The sequence below is a fragment of the Flavobacterium sp. CF136 genome (assembly GCF_000282055.1).
In the GTDB taxonomy this organism is placed as follows: domain Bacteria; phylum Bacteroidota; class Bacteroidia; order Flavobacteriales; family Flavobacteriaceae; genus Flavobacterium.
This window is the reverse complement of the sequence record NZ_AKJZ01000011.1, coordinates 1-18,007: the sequence shown is the minus strand read 5'-3', so window position 1 is coordinate 18,007 and position 18,007 is coordinate 1. Positions and strand designations below refer to the sequence as shown.

16 protein-coding genes are annotated in these 18,007 nt (G+C 34.0%); 5 read left to right on the top strand and 11 right to left on the bottom strand.

The window, feature by feature from the left end; translation table 11 throughout:
• Positions 1 to 144 precede the first annotated feature (144 nt).
• Both PMI10_RS04880 and PMI10_RS04875 read right to left on the bottom strand, forming a co-directional pair.
• A complete protein-coding gene (locus PMI10_RS04880) occupies positions 145 to 852 on the bottom strand; it encodes an ABC transporter ATP-binding protein (protein WP_007805175.1) in 708 nt (235 codons plus the stop codon).
• Between the two features lie 114 nt (positions 853 to 966).
• On the bottom strand, positions 967 to 2,211 hold the full coding sequence (locus PMI10_RS04875; RefSeq protein WP_081491441.1) for an efflux RND transporter periplasmic adaptor subunit: 1,245 nt from the start codon (positions 2,209 to 2,211) through the stop codon (positions 967 to 969).
• 157 nt (positions 2,212 to 2,368) lie between these two features.
• On the opposite strand from PMI10_RS04875, the gene PMI10_RS04870 reads away from it, so the two are divergent.
• The 3 genes from PMI10_RS04870 (at position 2,369) to PMI10_RS04860 (ending at position 7,117) form a co-directional block, all read left to right on the top strand.
• Complete coding sequence (locus PMI10_RS04870) at positions 2,369 to 3,715, top strand: sigma-54-dependent transcriptional regulator (protein ID WP_007805171.1); 1,347 nt, start codon at positions 2,369 to 2,371, stop codon at positions 3,713 to 3,715.
• Positions 3,716 to 3,935: 220 nt separating this feature from the next.
• Positions 3,936 to 5,261: a sensor histidine kinase gene (locus PMI10_RS04865; RefSeq protein WP_007805169.1), complete on the top strand. Its 1,326-nt coding sequence runs from the start codon at positions 3,936 to 3,938 to the stop codon at positions 5,259 to 5,261.
• Positions 5,262 to 5,521: 260 nt separating this feature from the next.
• Positions 5,522 to 7,117, top strand: a complete 1,596-nt coding sequence (locus PMI10_RS04860) for a L,D-transpeptidase family protein (protein WP_007805167.1) — start codon at positions 5,522 to 5,524, stop codon at positions 7,115 to 7,117.
• Between the two features lie 13 nt (positions 7,118 to 7,130).
• On the opposite strand, the gene PMI10_RS04855 is transcribed toward PMI10_RS04860, so the two are convergent.
• The 5 genes from PMI10_RS04855 to PMI10_RS04835 form a co-directional block, all read right to left on the bottom strand.
• Positions 7,131 to 7,460 (bottom strand): MGMT family protein, encoded by a 330-nt coding sequence (locus PMI10_RS04855; RefSeq protein ID WP_007805166.1) that lies wholly within the window; start codon positions 7,458 to 7,460, stop codon positions 7,131 to 7,133.
• 344 nt (positions 7,461 to 7,804) lie between these two features.
• Positions 7,805 to 8,443 (bottom strand): LysE family transporter, encoded by a 639-nt coding sequence (locus PMI10_RS04850; RefSeq protein WP_007805164.1) that lies wholly within the window; start codon positions 8,441 to 8,443, stop codon positions 7,805 to 7,807.
• Between the two features lie 41 nt (positions 8,444 to 8,484).
• The gene (gene trmB / locus PMI10_RS04845; protein ID WP_035631385.1) at positions 8,485 to 9,162 is read right to left on the bottom strand and encodes a tRNA (guanosine(46)-N7)-methyltransferase TrmB; all 678 of its coding nucleotides are present in this window, start codon (positions 9,160 to 9,162) and stop codon (positions 8,485 to 8,487) included.
• 221 nt (positions 9,163 to 9,383) lie between these two features.
• Positions 9,384 to 10,766, bottom strand: a complete 1,383-nt coding sequence (locus tag PMI10_RS04840) for an ammonium transporter (protein ID WP_007805159.1) — start codon at positions 10,764 to 10,766, stop codon at positions 9,384 to 9,386.
• Between the two features lie 261 nt (positions 10,767 to 11,027).
• Entirely contained in the window at positions 11,028 to 11,519 is a 492-nt protein-coding gene (locus PMI10_RS04835; RefSeq protein ID WP_007805158.1) for a nuclear transport factor 2 family protein, read from the bottom strand.
• Positions 11,520 to 11,935: 416 nt separating this feature from the next.
• On the opposite strand from PMI10_RS04835, the gene PMI10_RS04830 reads away from it, so the two are divergent.
• Complete coding sequence (locus PMI10_RS04830) at positions 11,936 to 12,607, top strand: hypothetical protein (RefSeq protein ID WP_035631382.1); 672 nt, start codon at positions 11,936 to 11,938, stop codon at positions 12,605 to 12,607.
• A gap of 125 nt (positions 12,608 to 12,732) precedes the next feature.
• On the opposite strand, the gene PMI10_RS04825 is transcribed toward PMI10_RS04830, so the two are convergent.
• From PMI10_RS04825 to PMI10_RS04810, 4 genes are all read right to left on the bottom strand, one after another.
• Complete coding sequence (locus tag PMI10_RS04825; RefSeq protein WP_007805153.1) at positions 12,733 to 13,047, bottom strand: HPF/RaiA family ribosome-associated protein; 315 nt, start codon at positions 13,045 to 13,047, stop codon at positions 12,733 to 12,735.
• Between the two features lie 116 nt (positions 13,048 to 13,163).
• Positions 13,164 to 13,949 (bottom strand): HNH endonuclease, encoded by a 786-nt coding sequence (locus PMI10_RS04820; RefSeq protein ID WP_007805151.1) that lies wholly within the window; start codon positions 13,947 to 13,949, stop codon positions 13,164 to 13,166.
• A 92-nt stretch (positions 13,950 to 14,041) separates the two neighbouring features.
• Entirely contained in the window at positions 14,042 to 14,512 is a 471-nt protein-coding gene (locus PMI10_RS21545; RefSeq protein ID WP_007805149.1) for a hypothetical protein, read from the bottom strand.
• A 303-nt stretch (positions 14,513 to 14,815) separates the two neighbouring features.
• A complete protein-coding gene (locus tag PMI10_RS04810) occupies positions 14,816 to 17,266 on the bottom strand; it encodes an AsmA family protein (RefSeq protein WP_007805147.1) in 2,451 nt (816 codons plus the stop codon).
• Positions 17,267 to 17,529: 263 nt separating this feature from the next.
• Here PMI10_RS04810 and trxA point away from each other — a divergent pair, with 263 nt between their 5' ends.
• Positions 17,530 to 17,847, top strand: a complete 318-nt coding sequence (gene trxA / locus PMI10_RS04805) for a thioredoxin (RefSeq protein ID WP_007805142.1) — start codon at positions 17,530 to 17,532, stop codon at positions 17,845 to 17,847.
• The last annotated feature ends 160 nt before the right edge of the window (positions 17,848 to 18,007 follow it).

The window sequence follows — 18,007 nt, the reverse complement described above, 5'->3', positions numbered from 1 at the left end:
GTGTATTTTTTTAGTTAGTTATTTTTTTTAATAGACCTAACAGGTTTTTAAAACCTGTTAGGTCTTTAGATAATTGCCAATATTTTGCAAACAAATTCTGCCAGGATTATGATTGCAGTTACAATAAATTTGATCATATTTTTATTATTTAACGTCCATGAAAACATCTACATTTCTCTGATTTAATTTTTCAGAGAATATTACACCATCTTTCATATGAATCGTTCTTTGTGAGAACGAAGCATCATAATCAGAGTGTGTTACCATCAAAATTGTGGCGCCTTTGGCGTGTAAATCGGTTAAAAGTTCCATCACTTCGTTACCGTTTTTACTGTCCAGATTTCCGGTTGGCTCATCGGCCAAAATGATTTTCGGGTCATTTACCAAAGCTCTGGCCACAGCAACTCTTTGTTGTTGTCCTCCCGAAAGCTGTTGCGGAAAATGTTTTAAACGGTGTGAAATATTTAATTTCTCAGCAATAGCTTCAATTTTTTGTTTTCTGTCTGATACTTTCACGTTGTTGTAAAGCAAAGGCAGTTCGATATTGTCATAAACGGAAAGTTCATCGATCAGGTTGAAATTCTGAAAAATGAATCCAATATTCTCTTTACGAACAGCCGCTCTTCCTTTTTCTTTCAAACCAATCATTTCCTGATCCAATAATTTATAACTTCCATCAGAGCCACTGTCCAAAAGGCCGATGATGTTTAATAAAGTCGATTTTCCACACCCAGAAGGGCCCATGATAGTTAAAAAATCACCCTTTTTAATTTCTAAAGAAATACCGCTTAACGCTGATGTTTCTACTTCTTCTGTTCTAAAAACTTTGGTTAAATTTTGTATTGTTATCATATTTTTTAAGATGTTAAATGTTGTTATTAATGATTTTTTGATTGATGATTGAAACTTTTATTTTATGTAAAATGTAAAATGTGATTTGTAAACTGTGACTGCGACTGAAAACTGCTACTGTGAACTAATCGATAATTCTTCAACATCCTTATAATCTGAATACGATGAGGTAATTACAGATTCGCCCTCTTTCAAGCCTTCCAAAATTTCATAATACGAAGGATTCTCACGGCCTAATTTTATGTTTCTTCTTTCTGCTTTATTTCCTTTTACCACAAAAATCCATTTTCCGGCAGTTTCCTGATTGAAGCTTCCTTTTGAAACCACTAAGGTTTTGTTTTTCTCTGATAAAATCAGTTTCACTCCAAAACTTAAGCCGTCTTGTAAAGCGATATTTTCTTTTGATGTAAAAGCCAGTTCCACTATAAAATGACCGCTTTTTACTTCCGGAATTACTTTTGTAACCAAAACTTCAAGTGTTTTTCCTTTAAATTCTACCTGACCTTTCAAACCTTCCCGAAGTTTTTCCAGATAAAATTCATCAACTTCCGCAGTCAGCTTGTAGCCTTGTTTGGAATCAATTTTGCCGATGCTTTCTCCCGCCTGAAATGTTTTTCCTAAAACCGGTTCGAAAGATGTTAATCGTCCCGATTCAGGAGCCGTGATTAAAAAGTTCTTTTTGTTGTTTCTCAAAATATCCAGACTTTTTTCCATGGTTTGAATCGAGCGGTTTATTTGTGAAATCTGCAGCTGATTTGTCTGTTTTTCTTTTTGAATACTCTGCTGAATCGTTCTTTTTCGTTCTTCCTGAAAACGCAGGCTTTCTTTAAAAGTATTCCAGTCATTTTTCGAAATCACATCCTTATCAAATAATTTCGAATTCATGTCATACAGTCTTTTAGCATCATTATAATCGTGCTCAATCAAAACCAAATCTTTGTTTAAATTCAATTCCTGATTTCTGATATTCAGTTTTCCAGTGTTCAAATTATTTATCTGCTCAATAATTGCCGTTTCCTGAGTCAGATAATTCAATTCTGTGTTAGGGTTGTACAAACGTGCCAGTGATTGGCCTTTGGTAACCATGGCACCATTTTCAACAAAAATTTCTTTTACGGAACCTCCTTCAGTAACATTTACAAGCATTACGTTCAGCGGTTCAACTTGAGCCTGAAAAACAACAAAATCTTCAAAAAACGCCTTTTCGATTTTTTGAACCGTCAGTTCATCTGCTTTTACATTTAAACTTCTTTTTGTGTTAAAAGAAAAAAAGATGATTACAGCCAAAACTAAAAAAATACCAATTGCTATTGTGAGATACCTAAATTTTCTATTTTTACGAGGAATTACCTTGTCCATATTTTTAATAATTTGCTGATAGTCAATAGGTAAATACTGTGCCATAAAATTTATTATTTGTAAAGTATTGATTTTAAAGAAGCTTTAAAAACCATCAGAAAAAGGAGTGTTCGATAACGAACAGTTGACCGTTCGGAATCGGACAAAAATAAATGCTATGCGAAAAAAACAAGCCCAAATATTAATCGTTGACGACCAGGAAGAAATTCTTTTTTCGGCCAAAATGATTCTCAAAAAGCATTTTGAAACTATTTTTACAACAAACAGTCCAAAAAAAATCATTTCGATTTTAAGTGAAAATGAAATAAATGTGGTTTTGCTTGACATGAATTACCGAATTGGTTTTGAAGACGGACGCGAAGGAATTCATTGGCTGAAAGAAATCAAAACACTTTCGCCACAGACTGTTGTAATTTTAATGACCGCTTTTGGCAAAATTGATACTGCAGTTGAAGGAATAAAAATTGGTGCTTTTGATTATGTTTTGAAACCCTGGCACAACGAAAAACTACTGGAAACAATTGATAAGGCAGTAGCTGAAAGTCGAAAAAACAGCAAAATAGTTACCATTAAAAAAACAGATAAACGTTATTTTACAGGCACATCTCATAAAATAAAACAAGCCTATTCTATTGCTGAAAAAGTTGCTAAGACAGATGCCAATGTTTTGATTTTAGGTGAAAACGGAACAGGGAAATATGTTTTTGCGGAGTTTATCCATCAAAACTCAGAAAGGAAAAACCAGCCTTTTGTTCATGTTGATTTAGGTTCATTGAGTGATAATCTATTCGAAAGTGAACTTTTTGGCTATGCCAGAGGCGCTTTTACAGATGCGAAAACGGATACGCCGGGAAGATTCGAAATGGCTTCAAACGGAACTATTTTTCTGGATGAAATCGGAAATATTCCGCTGCACTTACAATCTAAATTGCTGCATGTTTTACAGACTAAAACCGTAACACGTTTGGGAGAAAGTAAAGCCAGACCTCTTAATGTACGGATTATTGCGGCAACAAACAGCGATATAAAAGCAGAGGTAAAAAACAAAATGTTTCGGGAAGATTTGCTCTATCGCATCAATACAATGGAAATTCATTTACCGTCTTTACGCGAGCGGAAAGATGATATTGTTCCGATGGCACATTTTATTTTAGATCAGATTGCCGAAAAATACAATCAAAGTGATTGGCGTTTTGAGGAAAACGTGGCTTCCTATTTAGAAAAATATCCATGGAAAGGAAATATCAGAGAAATGGAAAATAAAATCGAACGCGCTTTGATTTTGGCCAATAATAATACGATTTCTGTTCATGATTTAGATATTCTTGATTTTGAAGAGATTCATGAAAATGACGATCACCCGTTATCTGAAATGGAAAAAAATGCTATCGAAAAAGCGTTGTTTAAAAATCATGGCAATATCAGTAAAACGGCTGAAGAATTGGGTCTGTCAAGAGCAGCTTTGTATAGAAGAATTGAAAAATACGATTTAAAAAATATATGATTTAATAATTTTGCCAATCCCGACCATAGCTATCAGATAAGGAATTATAATAATTTTTAAAATCTTTAAATTTAAGTTTCACGCAGATTCTGCAGATCTAGCAGATAAAAATGATTACAATTTTAATAATCTGCCAAATCTGCAGAATCTGCGTGAGAGCTATAATAAAGTTAAAAGAAATCATTCTGATCCTTTAATCTGTGACAATAAAATATAAAATATGAAGAATTGGAAGTTTTATAATGCCTTGTTTGTGAGAATCTTGTTAGTCATGATTCTTTTTTTCTTTTGTGTGATTCTGATTTACAAAATGTTTTATTACAATGCACTTTTGATTGGAGTTTTCGCCGTTGTAATGTTGATTGAAATGTACTTTTTCGTTAAAAATCAATTGTTGTTTTACGACCGAACTTTGCTTTCGATGCTTCAAAATGACTTTACGACCAATTTTCCGGAAGAGAATAAAAAGGATAATTTCAAAAACTTATATCTTCTATATGATACTTTAAAAGTGCAGCAGCAGGAACTGACATCAAAAGAACTTATTTATCAGTCGATTTTAAATAGTATTGATACCGCTGCCTTAATTTTAGAAAAAGAAAATGAAGAGTGGAATGTTTTTTTGATGAACGATTGTTTTTCAAGCTTGTTTAAAGTACCAAAAATCAGTCACTGGAATTATCTCAAAAACTATTTACCATCACTTTGCAATGAAATCGAGAAAATTGGTTTTACCGAATTGAAGTCGGCGATTTCAATTAAAATTGAGGATAAGGATTTACAGACTTTTATGCTGCAAACGTCGCTTACAAAAACCTATGATAAAGAATATTTTATTATTTTACTGGATAGTATTCAGCGTGTGATTGAGAAAAAAGAAAAAGAAGCCTGGATTAATCTTATGAAAATTATTTCGCACGAATTAATGAATTCCTTAACACCAATACGCGCGCTTTCGCAGAATTTACTTCAGATTGTTGATCAGGAAAAGCTGGAAGAAGATGATTTTGATGATATAAAAAGCAGTATTTCAACGATTATCAACAGGAGTGATCATTTGCAGGTATTTGTAGAAAATTACCGAAAACTGGCAATGCTTCCCACTCCAACTAAAAAAATGACGCCAATAAATACGCTTTTTGAAGATTGCCTGAGAATTATGAATCCGATTTTAAGGGCGGAAAATATTGAATTAGTAAATGAAATTAATAGTTCGCGTTCAATTTTAATTGATAAAAATCAAATGGAGCAGGTGATTATCAATTTGATTACCAATAGTATTTATGCTTTAAAAGACCGGGAAGAGAAAAGGATGTTTTTGTCTTCTTACACAGAAGACAATCGTTTTTTTATTATCATTTCTGATAACGGAAAAGGAATTGATCCTGAAATTCGGGAGAAGGTATTTCTTCCGTTTTTTACCACTCGAAAAGATGGTGCCGGAATTGGATTAACACTTTCCAAAAATATAATCGAAGCACATGGCGGTTATTTAAGTTATCAGACTCAAAATGATAAAACAGACTTTGTAATTTGCCTGATTTGATGATTTAAACCGTTTAGAATTTCTTTAAAAAGGATATTTTCACTAACTTTAATAGTGTTTATACAATCCGTTCTGATGTGAATTTTAATATAAGTTTACAATATTCTATAAATTAATTTATAGGTAATGTTCCTAACTTTGAGTACCCTAAATCTTTGATTTTCAATACTATTTAAAAAATATGTGAAAAACTTATTTTGTGGTATCTATAGGTTTTTGCTGTTTTTTTTAGATAAAATTAATTTCTAAAATTAATCATCATGCGAAATCTTAGCTTCTTAATTATAATCATAACTGGCTTTTTATTCTCTTCTTTTAGTTTTGGGAATAAAATACAAATAACTTCCGGTTTGCATTCAGCAGACAATATTCGTTCGAAAAATACAATTTCCGTAACTTCTATTGACAGCGCCTCTATTGTTGCGTTTTTTAAAAAATACTCTAATTTAAAATCATATCAAAAAGAGGTTTCAAATCTCTATAAAAAAAGAGAATACAATACGATTTGGTTTGATGATAAAGGAGTTAATGAATTTGGATATTTACTGCACGAAAAAGTAGGTTTACTAAAAGAGCAGGGAGTTGAAAAAACGATTCCTTATCAAAATGTAATTAATAAAATTTTTGATGAAACAGCATCCAAAAAGCCCTCACAATCTGATACGGATATATTGTTAACCAGTTTGTTTGTGTTTTATGCGAATGTTATTAATCCGGATATCGATTCTCAAATAGCTGACGAAGAGGAATTATATTTAACAACGAAAAATATTCCCTATGGAAAAATATTAGATTCTCTTATTCTGATTCCGGAACGGTTAAATAAAAAAGAACACCTTTTATTTGGTCAATATAACAAACTTCAGGCAGCATTGACAAAATATCAGATTATTGAAAGAAATAATTTGTGGAAAAAAATAGATATAGACAGTGCGACCTATAAAGATTTAAAACCTTTTGACAGTGCTAACGCGATAAGACAAATTAGGGAGCGATTGTTTGTGGTTGGAGATTTGAAACGGGATTCTAAAAGAAATGTGTACGATGAAGAGCTGATGGCAGGTGTTTTAAATTATAAAAAAAGATATGGTCTTAAATTAAATTATACTTTAACGCTGGAGCATATTAAACAAATGAACGAACCTGTCAGCAATAGTATAAAAACCATAATGCTAAATATGGAGCGCCTCCGTTTTATACCTGCAAATTTCACTGACGCCAATGAATATATAATGGTTAATATTCCCGCATTTAAGATGTTTTATGCTAAGAATAATAAATATGAACTTGTTTCAGATGTTTTTGTAGGGGCCAAATGGGCAGAAACTGAAATTTTTAGCGGGATGATGGATAAAATTGTATTTAGTCCGTATTGGAATGTCCCACAAAGTATTATTGATAATGAATTAAAACTTAACATGGCATCAGATAAAAATTATCTGGAAGAACATAACATGGAATGGAACGGTGGTCGCGTCAGACAAAAACCGGGACCTAAAAATTCTTTGGGACTGGTCAAGTTTATGTTTCCAAATCCGTATGATATTTATATGCATGATACGCCTGCCAAAAGTTTATTCCAATTTGAAAACCGTACTTTTAGTCATGGATGTATCAATGTAAAAGAGGCCAAAACACTTGCTCATGTGATTTTAAAAGATGATCCTGACTGGCCTGCGGAAAAAATAGATAATGCCATGAATGGTGAAAAAGAAACGACTTGCATATTAAAGAATAAAATTCCGATCTACATAGGTTATTTTACGGCTTGGGTTGAAGATACCGGTGAGATTAGTTTTTTCCCTGATGTGTATGAAAAAGACAAATCCAATCCTTCTAACCTGGTGATGGAGTAACAGGAATTATTTGTTATTCATGATTTATTTCAGGCTGCCAAAAGTGTTTTTCAAAATCAACAATTTGATTGTTAACGACTTTAATACCTTCACTTTCCAAAAGCTGCTGCATTAAATTGGTTCCGTCAAAATGATGTTTTCCGCTTAGAAGACCTTTACGGTTTACAACTCTGTGTGCAGGGATGTCTTCTGTATTATGTGAAGCGTTCATTGCCCAGCCCACCATTCTGGCAGAGCGTGCTGTTCCTAAAGCTTTGGCAATAGCCCCATAAGAAGTTACTTTTCCGTATGGAATTTGCCTGGCAATAGCGTAAACTTTTTCGAAAAAATTATCTTCAGCCATAAGTTTATTTTTTTTGCCACAGATTAAATGATTAAAATGATTTTTTTTTAATCTGCTTAAATCTGCAAAATCTGCGTGAAAATTATATAGTTAATCCGTTGGGTGTAATTATTTTCAATACACTTCGACTCCGCTCAGTGCAGGCTAGAAACATAGATTCTGCAAGCTAAAAAATAGGCGTTTCACTTATTTAAAATACGCATAGCTGCCTATGTGAAAGAAATGTATTTCTTTTTTGTATTCTTTTTTTAAATAAAAATCTATGTTTCTATGTGTTGAATAAAATTTTTATGAATTAGACCAACAGGTTAAAGTTAAAAATTATCTAATCTGCGGCATATATTTTACCTGAAATAGTAATTCAAAATATTAAAAAGTGTCACAACAGCAACCAGACCTGTGATGCTTCCAATAATCGTATTCATGTTACGCATGAGGTAATCCGTTTTCTTTTCGATTCTTCCAAAGAAAGCAATATAACTGTACAAAACAGCAAAAGAGCCTAAAACAGATCCTAATACAAAAGTAAAAATAATGTTGTTTTCAAATACAAAAAGATGGTATGAAGCTAATGTAACACTCACGACCACATAAAACGGGATTGGAAAAAAGTTTAACCCCGAAAGTAACATACCTAAAAAGAAACGGCTTTTTTTGCTGCTCTTTTTAATTTTCGATTTCTTTTTCGTTATTGGCTCTTTCGCGATAAACAAAAAGTAAATCGTCAAAATAGAAAAGATGACAAATCCAACTTCACGTAATAAAGTTAAAACGTCCGGACGATTGTCTATAACCTGAGCAAATAAAACGGCTAAATAAACCTGAAAAAAAATAACCAGAACAGCTCCTGCAACAAACCATAAAGCATTTTTTTTTCCTTCTTTCAGATTTATTTTTGCCGCAGTCATGTTAATTAAACCAGGAGGTATAATTCCGATGAAAGCTGCAATAAAGCCTGAAAGTAATGGAGTAAAGTATGCCATTCAGTTATTTGATGGGTTTATAATGTTTTTTTAAAATTAAATTAGTCTTTAATTTTAAAACGAATATACGTAATTGCCTTATTAATTTCTAAATATTGTTTTTCATAAAAGGTTTGAAAAGCAGTAACTTCCTCAGGACTTCCTTCGTTTTTATATACATTATGGTTGGCATATAAAACCTCGTGGCCTTCACCGTGAAGTAATCCTAAAGTATATCCGTGCATAAATTCGCTATCGGTTTTTAGATTAACAACACCGTCTTTTTTGAGGATTTTTTTATATAATTTCAAAAACTCAGAATTGGTCATTCTGTGTTTTGTCCTCTTGTATTTGATTTGTGGATCCGGAAAAGTAATCCAGATTTCATCCACTTCATTTTCGGCAAAAATATGATTGATTAACTCGATTTGAGTTCGTACAAAAGCAACATTACGTAATCCGGTTTCAACAGCAGTTTTGGCACCTCTCCAGAAACGGGCACCTTTAATGTCAATTCCGATAAAATTTTTATTGGGGTATCTTTCAGCTAATCCAACAGAATATTCCCCTTTTCCGCAGCCTAATTCTAAAACTAATGGGTTGTCATTTTTAAAGAAATCAGCATTCCATTTTCCTTTAAGCGGAAATAAATTGCCCACAACTTCTTCTCTGGTTGGTTGAAAAACGTTTTGAAATGTTTCGTTTTCCCTGAATCTTTTTAGTTTATTTTTACTTCCCACGTTTACAAAATTTTCCGCAAAATTAAGGAATATAAACGAATGAATAGGGTGCAATGACGTTTAAATTTTTTGCCACGAATTTACTTCGTCAGTTCGCTTCGCTCGTGTCGCAAATTTTCACGAAGTAATTTCACTTTATGGATTTCTGTGTTTTTTGTTTTCACAAAAAATAAATTAGCAAAAATTAGTGCAATTCGTGGCAAACTTTTAGAAGATGATTTTTAACCGTAATGTGCTTCGGTTATTGGTTTTGATTTCGGGTCGAGTGTTTCATCGTGTTGTGATAAATCCAGTCCGATGTGTTCGTTTTCTTCTGAAACACGTAACGGAATAATGAAGTTCGTTACCTTGAATAAAAAATAAGCTCCGAAGAAAGTAAAAAGAGATACCAATACCAAAGCCATCATGTGATGTGCAAATACGTTCCAGCCTCCGTGTAACAAACTCGCATCTTCGCCATGAGCAAAAATAGCAGTCAGGATCATTCCCATAATTCCGCCCACACCATGACAGGCAAAAACGTCTAAAGTATCGTCAAATCTTTTTGAGAAACGAGAGTTTACTGCAGAGTTTGAAACCAAGGCCGTAATAAACCCGAAGAACATACTTTCCGGAACCGATACATATCCTGCAGCCGGTGTTATGGCTACTAAACCAACCACAGCTCCTATGCAGGCTCCTAAAGCAGAAACTTTTCTGCCGTTCATTCTGTCAAAGAAAATCCAGGTTAGCATGGCTGCTGCCGATGATGTTGTAGTCGTGGCAAAAGCCATTGCAGCAGTTCCGTTCGCAGCAAGAGCTGAACCGGCATTGAATCCGAACCAGCCGAACCATAACATTCCGGTTCCTAATAATACAAACGGTATATTGGTTGGAATATGCTGACTGTTTTTTCTTTTTCCTAAAACCAGAACACCCGCCAAGGCCGCAAATCCTGAACTCATATGGACCACAGTCCCCCCGGCAAAATCTTTAACACCAAAATAACTTCCTAAAATTCCGGTTGGATACCAAACCGAATGACACAATGGAGCATATATAAAAATGGTAAATAAGCTAATGAAAAGCAAATAAGATATAAAGCGGACTCTTTCTGCAAATGAACCCGTAATGATAGCCGGAGCAATAATGGCAAATTTCATTTGAAATAAGGCAAAAAGCATAAACGGAATCGTATTGGCCAGTTGTTTATGCGGCAAGACGCCCACATAATCCATAAAAGCAAAAGTAGCCGGATTACCAAAGAAACTATAAAAGTGATCTCCGGAACCAAAACCAACAGGCTCTCCGAAAGCCAGGCTAAAACCAACAACTACCCATAAAAGTGTGACAACACCTAAACAAATGAAACTTTGCAGCATGGTAGAAATTACGTTTTTTCGGCCTACCATTCCACCATAAAAAAAGGATAATCCGGGAGTCATGATTAACACAAGACAGCAGGAAGTTAACATCCAGGCAACATCGGCAGGAACAATATGTTCCGTTGTGCCAAATTCTGACAAGACATAACTGTTTTCGGTAACAGTTGGCCAGAATGCGCCGGTAATACAAATAATACTTATAATAATAAAGGAAATGATCCAGCGTTTTTCTATTTTCATTTTCAAATACTTTATTGAACCCTATTTTTTTTGGGGGCAAAGTTAAAAAAAAATAAAGATTTTGATTTTTAGGGGTGCCAAAATAGAGACCGGATTTTAATTTTAGTAGATTTTATAAAATTTAGTCTGTTTTTTTGAGAGTATCCTATTTTGAACTTCCAAATCAAAGCTATTATTGTCAAATGTATTATAATGAAATTAACATTAGGTTTGGGAAAGCGCTTTATAAGTTAGAATTATAATAAGAAGGTCAGAATTTGTTTATTTTTTTTGAAGTTTGTCAATCAGGGCGTCTTCAATAGGTGCTTTTATTTTTATAACTGCATCTACTTCGTCATTCGGAATGGTCATGGACAAAACATAATGCTGGATTTTCCATTCCTTTCCAACTTTTATCAGAACGCCGGAACCACGGCAGATTTTCATCTGTGTATTCAGCAATTCATCAAACCAGGCGGTTTTTCCGGTTTTGTCAAAAAAGATGTGACGTTCTAAAGCGGTAAAATTCCATGTCTTTCCTTTGTCGAAAAAAGGTTTCGCCCAGACTTTAAAATCAGGTTTTGTCCAGTTTTCCGTTGCATCTGTTCCGATGAAAATGCCATCATCAGCCATTAAATCAAAATAAGTATTAAAGTTTGCATCAGCGGCAGCTTTGTGCCAGGCATCAAGCGTTTGGCTGATTTTTTCTTTTTCGGTATTTTGGGCGTTTGCAAAAACAGTAATAAATAAAAGCAGTAAGATTGATTTTTTCATGAGTAATAATATTTGAGTTTAAAGATAAAGAATGATTTTTAACGATAGAAAGTTTCACGCAGATTTCGCAGATTCAGCAGATAAAATTTTAGATTACCATTAAAAAAAATCTGTATAATCTGCCAAATCTGCGTGAAAAAAATAACGATTTTGTGTGAATGTAAAACTTAAATTATCTTCCAGTAGTTGCTATGGTTTAATTTTTTAAACTGTATAAGAAATATAAGAAAATGTAAGCTAATTGTAGTTTCTCACAAAGGAGCGAAGACGCAAAGATTTTAATTTTATTTGCGACTCCGCGCCTTTTCGAGACTAAATGACAAAGTAAATCAAAGCAAAACTTAAATTATCTTAGATCACTTATATGGTTTAATTTTAAAAAACCAGTATATTTGAGTGTTTTAAAATTCCCAATCATGAATGCAAAAATCTACATAACTTCAATAGCGATTATTTCCTTACTTTTTACTTCCTGCAAAAAAGAACTCGAGCCTCAGGAAAGTACGCCAACTTCTGAATTGGTTAGATTAGGACTTGCGAAAGATACTTCTAAAACTACTGCTCCGGCAGTGCAAAACCCGCCTATAAATTCCAGTACAGTTTTAAGTTCCAATGGAGGAATTAATCCTGCACACGGGCAGCCGGGACATCGTTGCGATATTGCGGTTGGCGCGCCGTTAAATTCTGCTGCAACAAAAGGGCAGACTACAACTGCGCAGCCTGTACAAACAGTTCAGGTAAATCCGAATCAGAAAAATGTAGTAACAACAACTACTGCAGCTCCGGTGAAAGTAGCAAAAGGAATGAATCCTTCGCACGGGCAGCCGGGTCACAGATGTGACATTCCGGTAGGGGCACCTCTGAATTCTCCTGTTGCGAAACCAGTTGCTGCCGCTCCACAAGGAGGAACTGTCGAAAAAACGTTTACCGTGTCACCTCCTGCAGACAATACTGCTGTTCCGGCATTATTAAGTACCGAAAGTGCTAATGGAAAAACCGTAACCACAGCCGAAGGTATGAATCCTGCACACGGAAAACCGGGACATCGCTGCGATATTGCAGTGGGAGCGCCGTTGCCAAAATCATAGAAGTTAGAAACAAGCCAAAAAAATAAACCATATAAGTTATGTAAGGAATTTAAGTCTCGCCGTTTAGCGCAATACTTAATATGAACTTATATAACTTATATGGTTTAAAAAAGTAACCTGTATTTTTAGTGCGCTTTCATTTTTTCGAAAGTCGTGGTCAATGATTTTTTGATTTTTGCCAAAGCACCCTGAAAAGCTTTTTCAAGCGTATCGGCGTGTTCTGTAACCGTTAGAGGCTGAAGTTTTGCAGTACGGACTTCGATTACGCATTTTTTATCGTTTAAGCTGAATTTCTCACCGTTCTCATCTCCGAAATGTACTTCGATGCGGGTTATTTTATCCTCAAAACGCGTTAAGCCTTTTTCTAATTCGCCAGAGAAATACGTTTCTAATCTTTCGTGTCCTTCTATGTTTTTGTCGGTATTGATTTGAATTTTCATATCGGTGTATATTTAATGATTATTCTCAAAGCTATTTTATTTAAGATGAAAAGCCAAGTGAGTTAAGGAAAGATTATGAAAAATTGTTGGGAATTTTTAAAATAACAAACAACGTTTTAAAATAGTATTTGTTTGTTAAAAATTGTATCTAGATGATATTCGAGAAATTCTTTTCGAGGGGAATATTTTTGAGCAACAATGATTTTTTGATTTTCAATTGAAGTGAAATATTTGCTATAAAATTCGGTATCCTTTTTCTTTTTAATTTTATCCGAGAATATAATTTCATGATTTGTGTTGATTCCAATTAATCCTTTATCGAATGCTTTGTCATAAAGTGCAGAAAAACAAATTCCATTTTCAGGATTGAGACGATGTTCTTCATTTTTGGACCAAGGCATTATATGACTTGCTAACAAAAGTTCAGGAATATCAATGCCAGTAATTGCACATTTATTGTTATAATTAGATAAAACCATTTGTCTAAAAACAGTTTGATTTACTCTCGTTTTTACTGCCCTAATAACATTCTCACCTTTTAATTCTTTGAGATCAAAAAGTATATTTTCGTATTTCTTTTCGATTGAAGTGTTTTCTTTTTGGGCAAGAATTTGTTCACTTATGTATATCAGTTCTTCTTGATTATGAAAAAATTCATTCCAAATAGGTTGAACTTGATTCATCCCGTTTTTCAATCCGCTTATCCCTCTGTTAATATGAAAAGGATCTATACTTGCAAAATTTCCCAATCTCATTACTATTGAAGCAGGTGTTCTATTAATAAGATTTGCTAATTCAATAATCTTTGGATTGTTTGAATGAGTTTTTCCAAAAGCTATTTTTAGATATAAATTAAAAGCAAGGATTAATTCTTCTTTTGTCCAGAGTCTTGGTGATGGCATTATTTCTAATTTTGGATATATAATATCAAATATAGATATAAAATAAGAAAGTGGACTCTACAGATTTAATGACTTTTGTTTAAACTAAATTTTTAGAGATTGAGATTTTCAGGGTAAATAATATTGAAGTAGTTTTCAAAAGCCTCCAAAAGTAATTCTTTATCTACTTCAAATAACTCTTTCCTAATATCCCAATCTTTAATATACTCCTCATCTTCTTCACAAATTTCTCCACCATTAAGTTTTCTTGTTAAAATGTCGCTTAATAAAACAGTGTCACAATGGTAATACTTTGGATAATATTTTTCAATAAATGCCCAGTAATCAAATTTATCTTCATCTTCCTTATCTTTGTGATCTTTCTCTTCAAATTCTTTAATTACTCTAAATTCTAACCAACCCATTGCTTCATCAATTCCCTTATAAAATGCATTTCTTTCTGCTCGACACTCAAAATTGTATTTTTTTAAGTTGATGATTTTTTCAAAATCATTTAAAGGTTCATTATTATGAAATTTCCTTACTTGATCTTTTCCGAAAATTATTTCTGCTAAATATTTCATTTCTTGATAATGGATTTTTGGTTATTATTCTAAAAAATATTTTAAAACAAGATTTATTCAAATGTAGTTTTTAGACAATAATTAACCCGCCTACAATTGACCTTGTTAATTTTTAGTTTTCTCAATAAAAAAACGCCCATCATTTCTGACTGGCGTTTAATAATATTTCTAAAATTTTTTCATGAAACCCAAACCCCTAGCCCTGATAGCAGCGATATCCTTTTATGGCGGGGTTCGCCACAAAAGATAAAGCGGAGAGCAGGAAGTGGCTCCTGATTCTTCAACTTCGCTCAGAGTGACAGTTTATTTATCCTTCTTCCCCCATTTAATTTTCATCTTCCCCTGATCATCCAGTGCGATTAAATGCAGAATAATTCCGCGATCCCGAACGGCGTCACGCTCGGCTTTGCTGGCCAGGTTGATGTCGTTTTTGGAGTTTCGGAGTGGGATGGTGAGGGCTAGATTGGTGCCCCGGCCAAAGGAATAAATGCCTTCTGCATCCATGTTTAAAACGCTGGAACTGATGATTAAATTATTGACATCGATTTGTTCACCACGCATTTTGAGATTGCCTGATAAATCGCTGAAAGTAATATTTTCGACATCACGGAACGGAAAAGCAAATTTGCCCACTTTTACGATGGGTTCAAAATTCAGTAAAACGCCCTGAGTGACATTAAAGGTCAGGTTTCCGCGCATCGAATTGGTAATCATTTCGCCTTTGCTGTTAATTAAAGCAGTAACACTAGCTTTACTGCTAAGCTTTCCCCGAATGTTACTTGGGTTAAATGAGCTGATTCCGAAATTGTTAAATGACCTTAGAAAATGCGCAATATCAACCCGGTTTACCTGTGCGTTGGAGCTGAAAGTATAGTTTTTGCCCTGAGGTGTCAAAGCTCCACTGAAAGTAACGCTGCCGCCGGAAGTCTGCATGGAACCATTTTTGACCAATAATCTGGAATCAATCATTTGGATAGTAGCTTTGGTATTGGTTGCAGTCAGTTTATTGTAGCTGATTTTATCGGCTTTGATGTCGATAACGACAGAACATTTATCGATTGCGGTTCGCAGTTGGTTCGAAATAGTATTCTTCTTTTTTGCCGTTGTTTTTCTTTTCTGCGAAACCGCTAAAACCGCCAATAATTGTTTGACATCAATATTGGGACAATATACGTTCCAGTTGACAATCATTTTTTCCGGAGCGTCATAATAGAGATTCAGGAAATTATCGATTTTGCCTTCGATAAAAATTGTGTTTTTCTTGTGTTTATAGGTAATTTGTCTGACGATCAGTGCTTTTTCGGTAAAGTCAAGCTGTACATTGGTTTTTACGGCATGAACATCATTCGGAATATAATGAAATGAGACGTCGCTGACGTTGACATTTCCTGTAAAACGGGGTTTGGTGATGTACAAATCGACGATGTCAAACCGAAATTTTAAGTTGGCTTTGGCGTGGCCTTCTGTAAACTGAATCCATTTGTCGCTGCTTATTTCGTTGAGTCTTGTAACATCGAAATCCAAATTTACAGAGCCGGTTGCAATTGGTTTTTCCAAATTACTGATAACGGCCTGCGGAATTGTAAGCGGAATATCCCGGTAATTCCCCGTAAAATGAGTCAGGATAATTGCCGAATTGGCGTCGTTGAAACCGTTTTTGGGCTTGAAATTATTGGTAAAAATACCTTTGAAATTACAATCGGTAATCAATCCGTCGGGAATACTGAGTTCGTTGTTTTTAATTTCTGTCTTTACCACAATTTTTGGATCGCCTTCGACATTAAAATCACCTTTGATATCGCAATTGACATCAATTTCTTTTTTCAAATCAAATCGGTCAATTTTAGAACTGATGTTTCGGGACATTAAATCCGAAGCATTTTGCCATAAAATACTGGTGCTGATATTGATTCCGAAAAGCGCATTGCCTTTGGCAAGGTTAAAAAAAGCTGTAATATCAAAAGTGTCTGTTCCGATTTTCAGGTTTTTGGTCACTACATCAATTTTTTCATTTTCGGCCGAATAAGAAACCGAAAAAGTTCCTTTGAGTACTTTTTGTTTGGCAAAACTGCCATGAAAGGTATTAAAAGCCAAACTGCTGATTTGGGTATTCAAAAACACATTGGTCTGCCAGTCGTCTCCATCATAATCTATTTCCGATTTTAAACTCCCGATATCAAAATCAAACAATTTATGTCCGATGCGGTTGTCTAAAGTAAAATGAACGTTGTTGAGGTCGATTTGGTCAATTGTGGTTCCGGATTCCTTTTCAGAAGATTTTTTCTTTTTTGGTTTAAAAATATTGGCGTTCGAATAACCATTTTCGGCTTTGTAAACATAAATATCGGCTTCGTTAATCAGGATTTTATGAATATTGATTTCGTGTTTTAGTAAACTCCAGATATTCAGACGGGCTTCGATTTCCTTGGCTTTCAATAATGTATGATGATGCGTTTGCCATTGGTTGTCTTTGAGTTCGACATCTTTTAAGGCCAGGGTAAAGTTGGGAAAACCCGTTAAAAATTTATACTGGAAATCGCCAACATGAAATTTACCGTTGATGTTTTCATTGATTTTCGTGTTGATTTTGGCTATGATTTCGGTTTTGTTCCGATTGAAGTAAAAAGACAAAGCTCCGCTGGTAATAAGCAGGAATGTAATGCATCCTAAAATAAAAAAGCCAAAGCGCCTGGCATATTTTTTAAATCGGGCAGATTGTAAAAAGTTTTTTATTTTATGTAAAGTTGCCTTCATCAGAACGAATTTTCTTAATTATTTAAAGGTAAGATAAAAACGGACGTTATTTTAGAAATTTGGGTTTCATTATTGCTGAACACAGACATATTAATAATAGGTTTAGTGTTAATATAATTATTGACAATACATTTATAACCAAAACTAATTTGGTAATGATGTTTGATTGATTTTAAATTTCTAAATTTGTACTCAAGTTTAAAACTTATTAAAAAATTGTTCTCCCTCATTAAAGTTTAGGGATAATCTTAAAATAATTTATTATGGCATTAGCAATAACAGATGCTACTTTTGACGAAGTAGTTTTGAAATCAGATAAACCGGTAATGGTAGATTTTTGGGCAGCATGGTGTGGTCCTTGTAGAATGGTTGGTCCAATCATTGACGAACTAAGCAGCGAATACGAAGGTAAAGTAGTTGTTGGAAAAGTTGATGTAGATGCAAACCAGGAATTTGCTGCCAAATATGGTGTGCGTAACATACCAACCGTTTTGGTTTTTCATAACGGTGAAGTAGTAGGAAAACAAGTAGGAGTTGCTCCGAAACAAACCTACGCAGATAGTTTAGACGCTTTGTTGTAATCGTAAGATTATGATTTATATAAAACAGGTTTGACGAAAGTCAGACCTTTTTTGTTTATAAAAATTTTTTGCCACGAATTTCACGAATTTTCGCTAATTGAATTGAAAGGATTAAAATAAACCCATTGGTTAATCAATGTCACCCTGAGTCCATTCGGCT